The 15,749-nt window shown below is 58.1% G+C and carries 13 protein-coding genes and 2 tRNA genes; 1 reads left to right on the top strand and 14 read right to left on the bottom strand.

The features are described 5' to 3' along the window. Nucleotides 1-79 precede the first annotated feature (79 nt). From infB to rlmE, 11 genes are all read right to left on the bottom strand, one after another. The gene (gene infB, locus M0808_RS23310; RefSeq protein ID WP_027610783.1) at nt 80-2,599 is read right to left on the bottom strand and encodes a translation initiation factor IF-2; all 2,520 of its coding nucleotides are present in this window, start codon (nt 2,597-2,599) and stop codon (nt 80-82) included. Nucleotides 2,600-2,626: 27 nt separating this feature from the next. Beyond that, nucleotides 2,627-4,108: a transcription termination factor NusA gene (nusA, locus tag M0808_RS23305; protein WP_003221546.1), complete on the bottom strand. Its 1,482-nt coding sequence runs from the start codon at nt 4,106-4,108 to the stop codon at nt 2,627-2,629. Nucleotides 4,109-4,155: 47 nt separating this feature from the next. After that, nucleotides 4,156-4,614 (bottom strand): ribosome maturation factor RimP, encoded by a 459-nt coding sequence (rimP, locus tag M0808_RS23300; protein WP_007915250.1) that lies wholly within the window; start codon nt 4,612-4,614, stop codon nt 4,156-4,158. Nucleotides 4,615-4,752: 138 nt separating this feature from the next. Then, nucleotides 4,753-4,829, bottom strand: a tRNA-Met gene (locus tag M0808_RS23295). 97 nt (nt 4,830-4,926) lie between these two features. Continuing rightward, nucleotides 4,927-5,012, bottom strand: a tRNA-Leu gene (locus M0808_RS23290). 22 nt (nt 5,013-5,034) lie between these two features. Then, the gene (gene secG, locus M0808_RS23285; protein ID WP_027610782.1) at nt 5,035-5,421 is read right to left on the bottom strand and encodes a preprotein translocase subunit SecG; all 387 of its coding nucleotides are present in this window, start codon (nt 5,419-5,421) and stop codon (nt 5,035-5,037) included. Nucleotides 5,422-5,425: 4 nt separating this feature from the next. Beyond that, nucleotides 5,426-6,181, bottom strand: a complete 756-nt coding sequence (gene tpiA / locus M0808_RS23280) for a triose-phosphate isomerase (protein WP_008088336.1) — start codon at nt 6,179-6,181, stop codon at nt 5,426-5,428. 65 nt (nt 6,182-6,246) lie between these two features. Beyond that, nucleotides 6,247-7,584 carry a phosphoglucosamine mutase gene (gene glmM, locus M0808_RS23275; RefSeq protein WP_027610781.1) on the bottom strand — a complete coding sequence of 446 codons (1,338 nt, stop codon included), beginning with the start codon at nt 7,582-7,584 and terminating at the stop codon, nt 6,247-6,249. Between the two features lie 16 nt (nt 7,585-7,600). After that, nucleotides 7,601-8,452, bottom strand: coding sequence for a dihydropteroate synthase (gene folP, locus M0808_RS23270; RefSeq protein ID WP_027610780.1), 852 nt, complete (start codon nt 8,450-8,452; stop codon nt 7,601-7,603). An 8-nt stretch (nt 8,453-8,460) separates the two neighbouring features. Further along, the gene (gene ftsH, locus M0808_RS23265) at nt 8,461-10,368 is read right to left on the bottom strand and encodes an ATP-dependent zinc metalloprotease FtsH (protein WP_027610779.1); all 1,908 of its coding nucleotides are present in this window, start codon (nt 10,366-10,368) and stop codon (nt 8,461-8,463) included. A gap of 202 nt (nt 10,369-10,570) precedes the next feature. Continuing rightward, nucleotides 10,571-11,200 (bottom strand): 23S rRNA (uridine(2552)-2'-O)-methyltransferase RlmE, encoded by a 630-nt coding sequence (rlmE, locus tag M0808_RS23260; protein WP_003221536.1) that lies wholly within the window; start codon nt 11,198-11,200, stop codon nt 10,571-10,573. A 101-nt stretch (nt 11,201-11,301) separates the two neighbouring features. Here rlmE and M0808_RS23255 point away from each other — a divergent pair, with 101 nt between their 5' ends. Continuing rightward, nucleotides 11,302-11,610, top strand: a complete 309-nt coding sequence (locus M0808_RS23255) for a YhbY family RNA-binding protein (protein WP_003221534.1) — start codon at nt 11,302-11,304, stop codon at nt 11,608-11,610. A 9-nt stretch (nt 11,611-11,619) separates the two neighbouring features. Here the strand turns inward: M0808_RS23255 and M0808_RS23250 are convergent, their stop codons facing one another. The 3 genes from M0808_RS23250 to carB are packed head-to-tail and all read right to left on the bottom strand — an operon-like array spanning nt 11,620 to nt 15,747. Continuing rightward, the gene (locus M0808_RS23250) at nt 11,620-12,024 is read right to left on the bottom strand and encodes a hypothetical protein (protein ID WP_027610778.1); all 405 of its coding nucleotides are present in this window, start codon (nt 12,022-12,024) and stop codon (nt 11,620-11,622) included. A 28-nt stretch (nt 12,025-12,052) separates the two neighbouring features. Beyond that, nucleotides 12,053-12,529, bottom strand: coding sequence for a transcription elongation factor GreA (greA, locus tag M0808_RS23245; protein WP_003221530.1), 477 nt, complete (start codon nt 12,527-12,529; stop codon nt 12,053-12,055). Beyond that, nucleotides 12,526-15,747, bottom strand: coding sequence for a carbamoyl-phosphate synthase large subunit (gene carB, locus M0808_RS23240; RefSeq protein ID WP_007961429.1), 3,222 nt, complete (start codon nt 15,745-15,747; stop codon nt 12,526-12,528). Before carB ends, greA begins: the two co-directional genes overlap by 4 nt. Nucleotides 15,748-15,749 lie beyond the last annotated feature (2 nt).

The following is a 15,749-nucleotide window of genomic DNA, read 5'->3' as shown; positions in this document are numbered from 1 at the left end:
CGGGCGTTGCGTTTAGAGTCCGGACGCCGTGGCGCGCATCTGCATGCGGCGGCTCGGCGTGGCCCTTGAAGTGCGCGAGTCAGAGGCTGCGAGCAACCTGAACCTTCTCGAAGACTTCGATCTTGTCACCGACTTTGACGTCGTTGTAGCTCTTCACGCCGATACCGCATTCCATGCCGGCACGTACTTCGGAAGCGTCATCCTTGAAGCGGCGCAGGGATTCCAGCTCGCCTTCGAAGATAACGATGTCTTCACGCAGTACACGGATCGGACGGTTACGGTGCACAACACCTTCGATCACCATGCAACCGGCGATCGCGCCAAACTTCGGCGAACGGAACACGTCGCGCACTTCGGCCACACCCAGGATGTTCTCGCGAACATCGCTGCCGAGCATGCCGGTCAGGGCTTTCTTGACGTCTTCGATGATGTCGTAGATCACGTTGTAGTAACGCATGTCCAGACCTTCCTGCTCGACGATCTTCCGTGCGCCAGCATCGGCACGCACGTTGAAGCCGAACAGTACAGCGTTGGAAGCCAGTGCCAGGTTGGCGTCGGATTCGGTGATACCACCGACACCGCCACCGACTACGCGCACTTGCACTTCGTCGTTGCCCAGGCCGTTCAGAGCGCCCTGCAAAGCTTCCAGCGAACCACGGACGTCGGATTTGAGGACGATGTTGAGCGTCTTCTTCTCTTCCTGGCCCATGTTTTCGAAGATGTTTTCCAGCTTGCCGGCGTGAGCGCGAGCCAGTTTGACTTCGCGGAACTTGCCTTGACGGAACAGAGCCACTTCACGGGCTTTCTTCTCGTCGGCAACCACGCTCATCTCGTCGCCAGCGTCCGGAGTACCGTCAAGACCCAGGATCTCGACCGGAATGGCCGGACCTGCTTCCTTGATCGGCTTGCCGTTCTCGTCGAGCATGGCGCGCACGCGGCCATAGTTCGAGCCGACCAGCACCATGTCGCCTTGACGCAGCGTACCGTCCTGAACCAGAACAGTGGCTACCGGGCCACGGCCCTTGTCCAGACGCGATTCAACGACAACACCACGGCCAGGAGCCGATGGAGTGGCGGTCAGTTCGAGCACTTCGGCCTGCAGCAGAACGGCTTCGAGCAGTTCGTCAACGCCGGTACCCATTTTCGCCGAAACCGGTACGAATGGAGTGTCGCCACCCCAGTCTTCGGAGGTCACGCCGTGAACCGACAGTTCGCTGCGGATGCGATCGAGGTCGGCACCCGGCTTGTCGATCTTGTTCACCGCAACCACCAGAGGAACGCCAGCCGCCTGAGCGTGCTGAACAGCCTCGATGGTTTGCGGCATCACGCCGTCGTCCGCCGCAACCACCAGGATCACGATGTCGGTCGCCTTGGCACCACGGGCACGCATTGCGGTAAACGCAGCGTGACCCGGGGTGTCGAGGAACGTCACCATGCCACGGTCGGTTTCAACGTGGTACGCACCGATGTGCTGGGTAATGCCGCCGGCTTCGCCCGCTGCTACTTTGGCGCGACGGATGTAATCGAGCAGGGAAGTCTTACCGTGGTCAACGTGGCCCATTACGGTCACGACTGGCGCACGGGAAACTGCCTCACCTTCAAACTTCAGGGACTCGGCCAGGGAATCTTCCAGGGCGGTGTCGCTGACCAGGGTCACTTTGTGGCCCAGCTCTTCAGCTACCAGTTGAGCAGTTTCCTGATCGAGTACCTGGTTGATGGTCGCTGGAGTGCCCAGTTTGAACATGAACTTGATGATTTCAGCAGCCTTGACCGACATCTGCTGGGCGAGATCGCCAACAGTGATGGTCTCGCCGATCTTCACTTCACGCACGACAGGACCGGTAGGGTTCTGGAAACCGTGAGCGTTGCGTTTTTTCAGCTTGGCCTTGCCGCGACCACCACGACGGAAGCCATCGCTTTCTTCGTCGGTAGTGCGCGGCGCCACACGTGGAGCCGGCGCTTTTTCTTTGACCGATGCGCGATGCGGAGCGTTTTTGCGCTCGCCATCGCCACCACCGCCGCGACGATTGTTATCGTCGGCACGTGGCTTGTCCGGACGGCGCTGTTCGTCACGCTTGCGAGTGTCGGCAGCCGGCGCAGCAGCAACCGGCGCGGCGTCGCGCACTGGTTCAGCGACTGGCGCAGGTGCTGCAACAGCTTCAGCAGGAGCGGACGGCGCAGCAGCAGGCTGGCGACGCGCTTCTTCTTCAGCGCGCTGCTTGGCTTCTTCTTCAGCCTTCTGACGAGCAGCATTTTCTACTGCGCGACGCTCTTCCAGTTCACGCTTGCGCTCGGCTTCGATTTCTTCCGGGCTACGCTGTACGAAAACTTTCTTCTTGCGAACTTCAACGCTGATGCTCTTGCTACCAGCCACACGCAGGGTGCTGGTGGTTTTACGCTGCAGCGTGATCTTGCGTGGTTCTTCCACTTTCGCCTTGTGGCTGCTCTTCAAGTGAGTCAGCAGGGATTGCTTCTCACTGTCAGTCACATTTTCTTCGGCGGCGGTGTGCGGCAGACCTGCCTCACGCATCTGCTGCAACAGGCGCTCTACCGGTGTTTTGACCTCATCGGCCAGTTGTTTCACCGTGACTTGCGTCATGCACTTCTCTCCTCAGGCCGCGCCTAATTACTCGAACCAGTGGGCTCGGGCGGCCATGATCAACTTGCCGGCACGATCATCGTCAATGCCGTCGATGTCGAGCAGGTCGTCAATAGACTGCTCGGCCAGGTCTTCGCGGGTAATTACGCCGCGCACCGCCAGTTCCATCGCCAAATCCTTGTCCATACCCTCAAGCGAGAGCAGGTCTTCGGCCGGATGGGCGTCTGCCAGCTTTTCCTCAGTAGCGATGGCTTTGGTCAACAAACGATCCTTGGCACGAGCGCGAAGCTCGTTGACGATATCTTCGTCAAAGCCGTCGATGTTGAGCATTTCTTCCAACGGTACGTAGGCAATCTCTTCCAGGCTGGTGAAGCCTTCATCTACCAGCACCTGAGCCAGTTCTTCGTCGACTTCCAGCTCGTCGATGAAGTTGCGCAGGATGTCGCCGGTTTCTGCTTGCTGCTTAGCCTGGATGTCCGATTCGGTCATCACGTTCAGGGTCCAGCCAGTCAACTGGCTCGCCAGACGCACGTTCTGACCACCTCGACCGATGGCCTGAGCCAGGTTGTCTGCGCCAACGGCGATGTCCATTGCATGGGCATCTTCGTCAACGATAATGGCCGCCACTTCTGCCGGCGACATGGCATTGATCACGAACTGCGCCGGGTTATCGTCCCACAGGACGATATCGACACGCTCGCCACCCAACTCGCCCGACACGGCCTGGACGCGCGAACCGCGCATACCGATGCACGCGCCCTGCGGGTCGATGCGTTTGTCCTTGGAACGGACAGCGATCTTGGCACGCGAACCCGGATCACGGGATGCCGCCATGACTTCGATCAGGCCTTCAGCGATCTCCGGCACTTCGATGCGGAACAACTCGATCAGCATTTCCGGCGCGGTACGCGACAGGATCAGCTGCGGGCCGCGGTTCTCGGTGCGGATTTCCTTGAGCAGTGCACGCAGACGCACACCGACACGGAAGGTTTCGCGAGAAATGATGTCTTCACGGGCCAGCAACGCTTCGGCGTTGTTGCCCAGATCGACGATCACGTTGTCGCGGGTGACTTTCTTCACGGTGCCGGAGATGATTTCTCCCAGGCGCTCGCGATAGGCGTCGACCACTTGAGCGCGCTCGGCTTCACGCACTTTCTGCACGATGACCTGTTTGGCGGTCTGTGCAGCAATACGGCCGAACTCGATGGATTCGATCTTTTCTTCGACGACGTCGCCGACCTTGGCGCCCGGATGCGTTTCGGCAACCTTGCTTGGCCAGGTTTCGATCGCAGGATCGTCGAGATCATTCTCTTCGACGACTGTCCAGCGACGGAAAGTCTCGTAGGAACCGGTGTGGCGGTTAATTTCCACACGCAGGTCAACTTCGTCTTCAAAACGCTTTTTGGTAGCAGTGGCCAGAGCCAGCTCCAGCGCTTCAAAAATCACGCTTGCCGGTACGCCCTTTTCATTGGATACCGACTCAACAACCAGCAGTACTTCTTTGCTCATCGTACGCCTCGCCTTTCGCAAGCCATTGGATCCGCGGGATCCGCGTCTCAGTCAAAACTGGGAATAATGTTGGCCTTGTCGATCATATCGATCGGCAACAGGAATTCATGGTCATCTACCTGCACCACGACATCCTGTTCTTCTACACCGCGCAGAAGGCCCTGAAAGTTGCGTCGACCTTCAAAAGGCGAGCGCAGCTTGATCTTCACTTGTTCACCGGCAAATTTTGCAAACTGCTCAAGAGTGAACAGTGGGCGTTCCATGCCAGGCGAGGAAACTTCGAGGGTGTATTCAACGGAGATCGGATCTTCAACATCCAGGACACCGCTGATCTGACGGCTGACAATGGCGCAATCGTCCACCAGCACGCCACCCTCTTTATCGATATAAACGCGCAACATCGAGTGACGACCTTGAGCCGAAAACTCGATACCCCAGCATTCATAGCCTAGGGCCACGACCACCGGGGCCAACAAGGCCTGCAACTCTTCTAGCTTGCTCGACACCTGAACCCCCTCGTGCATGTAAATGCATGCGCTGCAAAATAAAAAAATGGGCGAAACGCCCATCCTTGAAACGCCGTCGAACATCGGCGTAGAAAGTGTCCAGCTAACAAAAAGCCCCTGAAAAGGGGCTCCTTAAACTGGTTGCGGGGGCCGGATTTGAACCGACGACCTTCGGGTTATGAGCCCGACGAGCTACCAGACTGCTCCACCCCGCGATAAAGCTGGGGCGGAAGTATACGACCGATCCCTTATAGGGTCAATGTAACCTTCCACCTGCAAGAAAGCCCGCAACAGCGGGCTCTCCTGACTAATTGGTACCGAGAAGGGGACTCGAACCCCTACACCCTATGGGCACAACCACCTCAAGGTTGCGTGTCTACCAATTCCACCACCTCGGCAAAACTACGTTTGAAACCCTTCTTACTTCTGCTCTTGAGCTGGAGGTACGTCAGTCGCTGGAGTAGCCGACTTTTGCTCTTGAAGCACCGGGACATCATCAGAAGCCGGTTGTTGTTGCTTAGGCACTTCCAACACTGCTGGATCTGGCAAACCTGCTTGAGTCAGCTGATGAGCCTTCTCTTTAGCAAAGTAACCTAACCCCAAGCTGGTTATGAAGAAACCGGCGGCAAGTATAGCAGTAAACTTACTAAGAAAGGTAGAGGAACCTTGGCTTCCGAACACAGTATTTGAAGCACCTGCTCCGAAAGACGCGCCAGCGTCCGCACCCTTACCCTGCTGCAGCAAAACCAGAGCAACTACGCCCAATGCACCCAGCAGATGAAAAACGACTACGACTGTTTCCAGCATTTTTTCAGTTTCCCGCGGCGCGACAAATCGCACCGAACTCATCTGCATTCAGGGAAGCTCCACCAATGAGCCCCCCATCGATATCCGGCATGCCGAACAGTTCGACCGCATTGGCCGCCTTCACGCTGCCGCCGTATAGAAGCCGCACACCTCGTGCGACTTCAGAATTCTCTGCCGCCAACTGCTCGCGAATGGCTTTATGCACATCCTGAGCCTGTTGCGGCGTTGCAGTCAGTCCGGTACCAATGGCCCAGACAGGCTCGTAAGCAATGACTGCCTTGGCAAAGGCACCAACACCCAGCTCCTCGATGATGCTGCCCAGCTGACGCCCGACAACTTCAAGAGTTTTTCCGGCTTCGCGCTGCTCGAGGGTTTCCCCTACACACAACACCGGAATCAAGCCACATGCCTGTGCCGCTGCGAACTTGCGATTCAGCATCCCGTCTCGCTCGCCCATTATCTGGCGGCGTTCGGAGTGCCCGACAAGTACCAGGGAACAACCTGCATCCACCAACTGACTAGGAGCAATCTCGCCAGTCAACGCACCTTGCATGGATTCCACCGCAGAATTCTGCGCACCGACCGAAATCGATTTGCCTTTCAAGCCATCAATCACTTGATTGATATGCAAGCAAGGCGGGAATACCGCGACATCAACACCGCTTGGCAAGGCCAGATGACGAAGGCCGTTGATCAGCTCAGCGACGCTGGCGCGGGTACCGTGCATCTTCCAGTTACCAGCTACCATAGGGCGACGCATGCTGTACCTCGTCGGTCAAAGTGGGCGCAGATGTTACCCAACACAATCATGGCTGGCAAGCCGAATCAGGCAGAAACTTCACTTACCAGTTTTGCCAGTTCTTCGGCGTAGCTGCGAACCTGAGTTTCATCCTCACCTTCGACCATCACGCGCACCAAAGGCTCTGTACCGGACTTGCGCAGAAGCACCCGGCCACGCCCCGCCATTGCCTGGGTGACACGCGCACTGGCTTCCTTGACCGCCGGATGCTCAAGCGGACTTTCACCGCCACCAAAACGGACATTGATCAGTACCTGAGGACACTTGCGCAAGGCCTGACGCGTTTGCGCAAGACCTTCATTGCGGGCCTTCAGTGCCATCAGCACCTGGAGCGCAGCAATGATCGCATCACCGGTGGTGGTGTGATTGAAGCAGACGATATGCCCCGAGTTTTCACCGCCTACCAGCCAGTCGCGCTCCAGCAGTTCGGCGATCACATAACGGTCACCGACATTGGCACGAATGAATGGAATCGAGAGCTCTGCCAGCGCGAGTTCAAGACCCAGGTTGCTCATCAGTGTACCGACTACGCCGCCCTGCAATTTGCCCCGCCCGTGCAGATCGCGCGCAATGATGAACAGCAACTCATCACCATCAACGATGGCGCCAGTGTGATCAACCATCAACACCCGATCACCGTCACCATCAAAGGCGATGCCCAGATCAGCGTGCTCGGCCAGAACCGCGGCCTGCAGCTGACCCATATGGGTCGAGCCGCAATTGTCATTGATGTTCAGCCCGTTGGGCTGCGCCGACAGCACGACCACTTCAGCACCCAGCTCACGGAACACACTCGGAGCAACCTTGTAGGTCGCTCCGTGCGCACAATCGATCACGATCTTCAAACCGGAAAAACTGGTACCGGTCGGCACACTGCTTTTGCAGAATTCGATGTAGCGGCCGGAGGCGTCATTGATGCGCGACACCTTGCCGATCTTGCTCGACTCAACCACAGTCATTGGGGTATCGAGCAGCTCTTCGATCATCAGCTCCAGCTCATCAGGCAGCTTTGTGCCCTTGCCGGAGAAAAACTTGATGCCGTTATCGTCATGCGGATTGTGCGAAGCACTGATCACGATCCCGGCTTCAGCCTGGAACGTGCGCGCCAGATAAGCAATGGCAGGCGTCGGCATCGGACCGAGCAGCATCACGTCCGCACCAGCCGAGGTCAGGCCTGCTTCAAGTGCCGATTCGAACATGTAGCCAGAGATGCGCGTGTCCTTGCCGACCAGCACCTTGCAGGCGCCCATCTTGCGAAAGGCCATACCCGCCGCCCAGCCGAGCTTAAGCATGAAGTCAGGAGTGATCGGATATTCACCGACACGACCACGAATACCGTCAGTACCAAAGTATTTCTTGCTCATAAGTGCTCCATCATTCTTATTCGGCTGATTCCACGGCCGCGAGCATGCGCACCACGTCTACCGTTTCCGCCACATCATGGACGCGCAATATACGCGCTCCTTTAACCGAAGCGAGTGCTGCGAGAGCCAGACCACCATAAAGACGCTCACCCACGGGGCGGTTCAATGCGTGGCCGATCATGCTTTTGCGTGAGACACCGACCAATAGCGGACGCCCCAGCGCATGCAGGGCTTCCATATGCTTGAACAAGCTTAGATTGTGCTGCAGGGTTTTCGCGAAACCGAAACCGGGATCAAGAATGATCCGTTCGGCAGGAATACCCGCCGCCGCACATTGAGTCATGCGCTCTGCCAGAAACTCACCCACTTCCCGGGTAACGTCCTGATAATGCGGATTGTCCTGCATGTCACCCGGCTCGCCGAGCATGTGCATCAGGCAGACCGGCAACCCGGTCGCGGCTGCGGCATCCAGCGCGCCATCGCGGCGCAGCGAGCGCACATCATTGATCAACCCGGCACCCAGGCGCGCCGTTTCACGCATCACCGCTGGCGTCGAAGTATCGACCGAGATGACCACATCCAGCTCGCGATTGATCAACTCCACGATTGGAGCTACGCGCTCCAACTCTTCCAACGGCGAAACCGCTCGAGCGCCAGGCCGGGTCGATTCGCCGCCGACATCGATCAGCGTCGCACCAGCAGCCACCATGGCCTCGGCGTGACGCAAGGCCACGTCGAGCTGGTTGTATCGGCCACCGTCGGAAAAGGAATCGGGAGTGACATTGAGAATACCCATGACATGCGTCTGGGCCAAATCAAGAACCCGGTTGCCGCAAGGCAACCGGGTCAGGGACTGTACAGAAGTCATTTCAAGCCTTAAACATCAGCAGCCGGACCGCCGATCGGTGTTTCCGGGCGCTCATCCTGAATCACTGGAGGCGGGGGCGTACCCGTGCCACCGGTCCAGTCACGCGGTTCGCGAGGCGTACGACCCGCCATGATGTCGTCGATCTGCTCGGCATCGATGGTTTCGTACTTCATCAGCGCATCAGCCATGGCATCCAGCTTGTCACGGTTGTCCGTGAGGATCTGCTTGGCCGTGCCGTAGCACTGGTCAATGATGCTGCGCACTTCGGAGTCGATCAGCTTGGCAGTCTCACCGGAGAAACTTGCATTCTGACCGCCACCACCGCGACCGAGGAACACTTCACCCTCTTCTTCGGCGTACATCAGCGGACCGAGCTTTTCCGACAGACCCCACTTGGTCACCATGTTCCGCGCAATCTGACTGGCACGCATGATGTCGTTGGAAGCGCCGGTGGTCACACCGTCGAAACCAAGGGTCATTTCTTCAGCGATACGGCCACCGTACAGCGAGCAGATCTGACTGATCAACGCACGTTTGGACAGGCTGTAGCGATCTTCTTCCGGCAGGAACATGGTCACACCCAGCGCACGACCACGTGGAATGATCGAAACCTTGTAGACCGGATCATGCTCAGGTACGACGCGACCGACAATAGCGTGACCCGCTTCGTGATAAGCGGTGTTCTGCTTCTCTTTCTCGGACATGACCATCGATTTGCGCTCGGCGCCCATCATGATCTTGTCTTTGGCCAGCTCGAACTCTTTCATTTCGACGATGCGCTTGCCGCTGCGTGCAGCGAACAGCGACGCTTCGTTGACCAGGTTGGCCAGATCGGCACCAGAGAAGCCCGGGGTACCACGTGCGATAACGGCCGGGGCAACGTCGTCACCCATTGGCACTTTGCGCATGTGAACCTTGAGGATCTGCTCGCGACCACGGATATCCGGCAAACCTACAACGACCTGACGGTCGAAACGGCCCGGACGCAGCAGCGCAGGGTCGAGTACGTCAGGACGGTTGGTAGCGGCGATCACGATGATGCCGTCATTCATTTCAAAGCCATCCATCTCTACCAGCAACTGGTTGAGAGTCTGCTCACGCTCGTCGTGACCGCCGCCCATGCCGGCGCCACGGTGGCGACCGACGGCGTCGATTTCGTCGATGAAGATGATGCACGGCGCATGCTTCTTGGCCTGCTCGAACATGTCGCGAACGCGGCTTGCACCAACACCCACGAACATTTCAACGAAGTCGGAACCGGAAATAGTGAAGAACGGAACCTTCGCTTCGCCGGCAATCGCCTTGGCCAGCAAGGTTTTACCTGTACCCGGAGGGCCGACCATCAATACGCCGCGAGGAATACGCCCCCCCAGGCGCTGGAACTTGCCCGGATCACGCAGGAACTCAACCAGCTCGCCGACCTCTTCCTTGGCTTCGTCGCAACCTGCAACGTCAGCCAAGGTGGTTTTCACCTGATCTTCGGAAAGCAGGCGTGCCTTGCTCTTGCCGAAGCTCATCGGTCCGCCCTTGCCGCCAGCACCGCCCTGCATCTGGCGCATGAAGAACATGAACACCGCGATGATCACCAGGATCGGGAAGCTCGCCACCAGGAGTTGAGTCCAGATGCTTTGCTGTTCAGGCTGCTTGCCCTCAACCACAACGTGGTTGTCGACCAGGTCGCCGATCAGGCCATTGTCCTGGATCGCCGGACGAATGGTCTTGAAGCTGTCGCCATCGTTGCGCTTGCCGGTAATCACATAGCCATCAACGGCTACGCGCTCGACCTTGCCATCCTTGACCTGCTGGATGAAGTCGGAATAGTTGAGGGTCTGCGGCTCGTTAGGGCTGGAGAAGTTGTTCATCACCGTCACGAGGACTGCCGCGATGATCAACCACAGGATCAGATTCTTTGCCATATCGTTCAATTAACTACCCTCTGAAGCAAGCTCCGCTACTGGCGCGCGCTTCGCATGATATTCACCGGCCTAACTTACTACATTACCTACAACTCTGGCAGGCGCCGTCTGTAACCCTTTGTGAAACACTTTCTACACAATATTCGCTTATGCACGCGGGGCAAAATACGAAAAACCTATCGCCCCGGCAAAAAACCTCGTTTTACTCGTTACCACCGCGGTACCCCCAAGCCAGCATATATTGCTCGCGGGAGCTGCCTCGGGAAGAATCCGGCTTGATCATCTGGATCTTGTCGAATTTCTTGCGGGCATCCTTCAGGTAAACATCGAAACCTTCACCCTGAAAGATCTTGATCACGAAATTGCCACCCGGCTTGAGTATCCGTTCCGCCAGATCAAGCGCCAGTTCGCAAAGGAACATGGCTTTCGGCATATCCACTTCAGGCGTACCACTCATATTGGGGGCCATATCGGAAATCACAAGGTCCACCTGCGAATTACCCACGGCCTCAAGGATTCGCGCGAGCACTTCGTCCTCGGTGAAGTCACCCTGAATGAAGGTAACGTCCGGGATGCTGTCCATTTCCAGAATGTCCGAAGCGATCAGACGCCCCTGACCGCCGATCAGCCGGCTGGTGACCTGCGACCAGCCGCCGGGCGCTGCGCCCAGGTCGACAACGCTCATGCCGGAACGGATCAGCTTGTATTTCTCCTGGATCTCCAGAAGCTTGTAACTTGCACGCGAACGGTAGCCATCCTTCTGCGCCTGCTTCACATAAGGATCGTTGACATGTCGTTTCAGCCAACCAAGGCTTGTCTTGGAACGCGCCATTGGGCACCTCGATGATTAGGGTCGTGATTAATTGGGCGGATCCACGAACCCTCGGGTAAAATGGCCGCCATTTTACAGAATCCAGACGAAAGGGTCAGATTATGCCGCTCACTCCAGAGCAGAAGAAACAGTACAAATCCATTGGCCACCACCTGAAGCCGGTTTTGACGGTGGCGGACAACGGACTGACTGAAGGTGTATTAGCCGAACTCGAACGCGCACTGGCGGATCACGAGCTGATCAAGATCAAGCTCAACATCCTCGATCGCGAGTCGCGCCTGGCGCACATTGCAGAGTTGTGCAAGGTCGGCAAGGCTGACCTGGTTCAGGTCATCGGCAAGATGGCACTGGTATATCGCAAGAACTTCAGCGTCAACAAGCAGCTGTCGAACGTTCATCGCTTCAAGTGATGACAAGGGTCAAGGGTGTGCTTCGCGCACCCTGCCACTCCATCCCGGCAGTGGTTGCAACACCAACACCACACCGGAGAAGCCCAACAGCAGAAAACTGAATTCCTGCCAGCGCTGCGCTTGCGGCCAGCCGACACGCACTGCAATAAACATCGCACACGCATACAACGCCATCAGCAACACCTGCCCGCGAAAATCCCGCCATAGACTGGCAAGGCCATCGGCCTGTACCAGCACCAAAGCCTGAAAAATCACGCATGCCGCGGCAAAACCCGCCACCGGCACTTCGAATGCATCGGCAACTTCATCGATCAGCAACGGTGCCAGGCCAATCTTGCCCAACACCGGTCGCAAACCGAGATGTATCAACCAGAAGCCGCCGACCCACAACATCTGGGTCAGCTGCCAAAGCATGGCGCCCGCACGTAGCGGGCGCCTGCCTTCAGATGTGACGGACTTCGACAATCTCGTACTCGATAACGCCACTCGGCGTTTTCACGGCAACCACATCACCCTCTTCCTTGCCAATCAAGGCACGGGCCAAAGGCGAGCCGACCGAAATCTTGCCGAGTTTGAAGTCAGCCTCGTCCTCACCCACGATGTGGTAAGTGACGCTCTCATCAGTCTCGACGTTGGCGATTTCGACGGTAGTACCGAAGATCACTTTGCCGGTGTGCGGGATAGTCGTGACGTCGATGATGACCTGATTCTGAATCCGGCCTTCGATGTCACGGATCCGCGCCTCGACCATGCCTTGCTGTTCGCGGGCGGCATGGTACTCGGCGTTTTCCTTCAGGTCACCCAACTCGCGAGCGGTACCGATGTCCTGGCTGAGCTTCGGACGAACGACCTTGGTCAGGTGAGCGTGTTCTTCTTCCAGGGCTTTCGCGCCCTGGACGGTCATTGGGTATTTGATCATGCCTTCAATCCTGCGTGTAGATCCTGCAAGCGGCGCACGGTCTTCTCGGGACCGAACTTCAGCGCTTCGCAGATAGCTTCGCCCGCAGCAATGGTGGTGGTGCAGTAGATCTTGTGCTGCAGGGCATTACGACGAATGGAGTAGGAATCAGCGATCGACTGACGGCCTTCGGTGGTGTTGATGATCAGGGTGACTTCGTCATTCTTGATCATGTCGACCACGTGCGGACGCCCCTCGGTCACCTTGTTCACGCGGCGCACTTTCAGGCCTGCAGCTTCGATCAGCTTGGCAGTGCCAGCAGTCGCGACCACTTCGAAGCCCAAGTTGATCAGATCACGGGCCACGCCTGCAACCAGCGGCTTGTCATCATCACGCACGCTGATGAACGCGGTACCGCCGGTCGGCAGCACTTCACTGGCGCCCATCTGGGCCTTGGCGAATGCTTCACCGAAGGTGTCGCCGACGCCCATCACTTCACCGGTGGACTTCATCTCTGGGCCGAGGATCGGGTCAACACCAGGGAATTTGGCGAACGGGAACACCGCCTCTTTCACGCTGTAGAAGTTCGGGATGATTTCCTTGGTGAAGCCGATTTCCTTCAGGGTCTTACCGGCCATGACGCGAGCCGCGATCATTGCCAGGGAGACACCGATGCACTTGGACACGAACGGCACGGTACGCGAAGCGCGCGGGTTGACTTCGATGACGTAGATGTCTTCGCCCTGCAGCGCCAGTTGCACGTTCATCAGGCCGACAACGCCCAGTTCCAGGGCCATTTTCTTGACCTGCTCGCGCATCTCGTCCTGGATGTGCGCCGGCAGCGAGTAAGGCGGCAGCGAGCACGCGGAGTCACCGGAGTGAACGCCCGCCTGTTCGATGTGCTGCATGATCGCGCCGATCACCACGTCTTTGCCGTCGCAGACCGCATCCACGTCCATCTCGATGGCGCAGTTGAGGAAGTGGTCGAGCAGCACCGGGCTGTCGTTGGAGACTTGCACCGCGTCACGCAGGTAGCGCTTGAGTTCGTCTTCCTTGTAAACGATTTCCATCGCGCGGCCGCCCAGTACGTAGGACGGGCGCACCACCAACGGATAACCGATTTTCGCGGCAGCGCGAACGGCTTCATCTTCGCTGCGCACGGTGGCGTTTGGCGGCTGACGCAAGTTCAGGCGTTCAACCATTTGCTGGAAGCGCTCGCGGTCTTCGGCGCGGTCGATGGCGTCAGGGCTGGTACCGATGATCGGCACGCCAGCGGCTTCGAGGGCACGCGCCAGTTTCAGCGGCGTCTGGCCGCCGTACTGGACGATTACGCCTTTCGGCTTCTCGACGCGGCAGATTTCCAGCACGTCTTCCAGGGTTACCGGCTCGAAGTACAGACGGTCGGAAGTGTCGTAGTCGGTGGAAACGGTTTCCGGGTTGCAGTTGACCATGATGGTTTCGTAGCCGTCTTCGCGCAGTGCGAGGGCCGCGTGTACGCAGCAGTAGTCGAACTCGATGCCCTGGCCGATACGGTTCGGACCGCCACCCAGAATCATGATCTTGTCGCGACCGGACGGCGCGGCTTCGCACTCTTCCTCGTAAGTCGAGTAGAGGTAAGCGGTGTCGGTGGCGAACTCGGCGGCGCAGGTGTCAACGCGCTTGTAGACCGGGAACACTTCCAGTTTTTGACGGTGAGTACGCAGATTCTTCTCGGTCACACCCAGCAGTTTTGCCAGACGCTGATCGGAGAAGCCTTTGCGCTTGAGTTTGAACATCAGGTCGCGGTCGATGGCGGACAGACCGAGGGTCTTGACCTTCTCTTCGTCCTTGATCAGATCTTCGATCTGCACCAGGAACCACGGGTCGATCATGTTCATGCCGAAGATGTCTTCGACGGTCATGCCGGCGCGGAAGGCGTCCGCCACGTACCAGATACGCTCGGCGCCCGGCACGGTCAGCTCGCGCTTGAGGATGCTCATGCTTTCCGGATTGCTCAGGTCGAGCTTCTCGTCCAGACCGCAAACACCGACTTCCAGACCGCGCAGGGCTTTCTGCAGGGATTCCTGGAAGGTGCGACCGATGGCCATGACTTCGCCGACCGACTTCATTTGAGTGGTCAGGCGTGCGTCAGCGTTGGCGAATTTCTCGAAAGCGAAACGTGGCAGCTTGGTGACGACGTAGTCGATCGACGGTTCGAAGGACGCCGGAGTCTTGCCGCCGGTGATGTCGTTCGACAGTTCGTCGAGGGTGTAGCCCACAGCCAGCTTGGCCGCGACTTTGGCGATCGGGAAACCGGTGGCTTTCGAAGCCAGTGCCGAGGAACGCGATACACGCGGGTTCATCTCGATCACGACCATGCGGCCGGTGTCCGGGCAGATGCCGAACTGCACGTTGGAACCGCCGGTCTCGACGCCGATCTCGCGCAGTACCGCCAGCGAGGCGTTACGCAGGATCTGGTATTCCTTGTCGGTCAGGGTCTGTGCCGGAGCAACGGTGATCGAGTCACCGGTGTGCACGCCCATCGGGTCGAAGTTCTCGATCGAGCAGACGATGATGCAGTTGTCCTTTTTGTCGCGGACAACTTCCATCTCATATTCTTTCCAGCCGATCAGCGATTCGTCGATCAGCAGCTCTTTGGTCGGCGACAGGTCCAGACCGCGGGCGCAGATTTCTTCGAACTCTTCACGGTTGTACGCGATGCCGCCACCGGTGCCGCCCATGGTGAAGGACGGACGGATGATGCACGGGAAACCCAGACGCTCGAGGACGGCGTTGGCTTCTTCCATGCTGTGGGCGATACCGGAACGCGGGCATTCCAGGCCGATCGACTTCATGGCCTTGTCGAAACGCGAACGGTCTTCAGCCTTGTCGATGGTATCGGCGTTGGCGCCGATCATTTCCACGCCGAACTTTTCCAGGACGCCTTCGCGCTCCAGGTCCAGGGCGCAATTCAGTGCAGTCTGGCCGCCCATGGTTGGCAGCACGGCATCCGGACGCTCTTTTTCGATGATCTTGGCCACGGTCTGCCACTTGATCGGCTCGATGTACGTGGCGTCGGCCATGTCCGGGTCGGTCATGATGGTGGCCGGGTTGGAGTTCACCAGGATGACGCGGTAACCCTCTTCGCGCAGGGCTTTGCAGGCCTGGGCGCCGGAGTAGTCGAATTCGCAGGCCTGGCCGATAACGATCGGGCCAGCGCCGAGAATCAGGATGCTTTTAATGTCTGTACGTTTTGGCATGG

The organism is Pseudomonas sp. MWU12-3103b, assembly GCF_023100615.1.
Classification (GTDB): Bacteria; Pseudomonadota; Gammaproteobacteria; order Pseudomonadales; family Pseudomonadaceae; genus Aquipseudomonas; species Aquipseudomonas putida_A.
The sequence above is the reverse complement of the archived record's forward strand: the minus strand, read 5'-3'. Positions and strand labels throughout refer to the sequence as shown.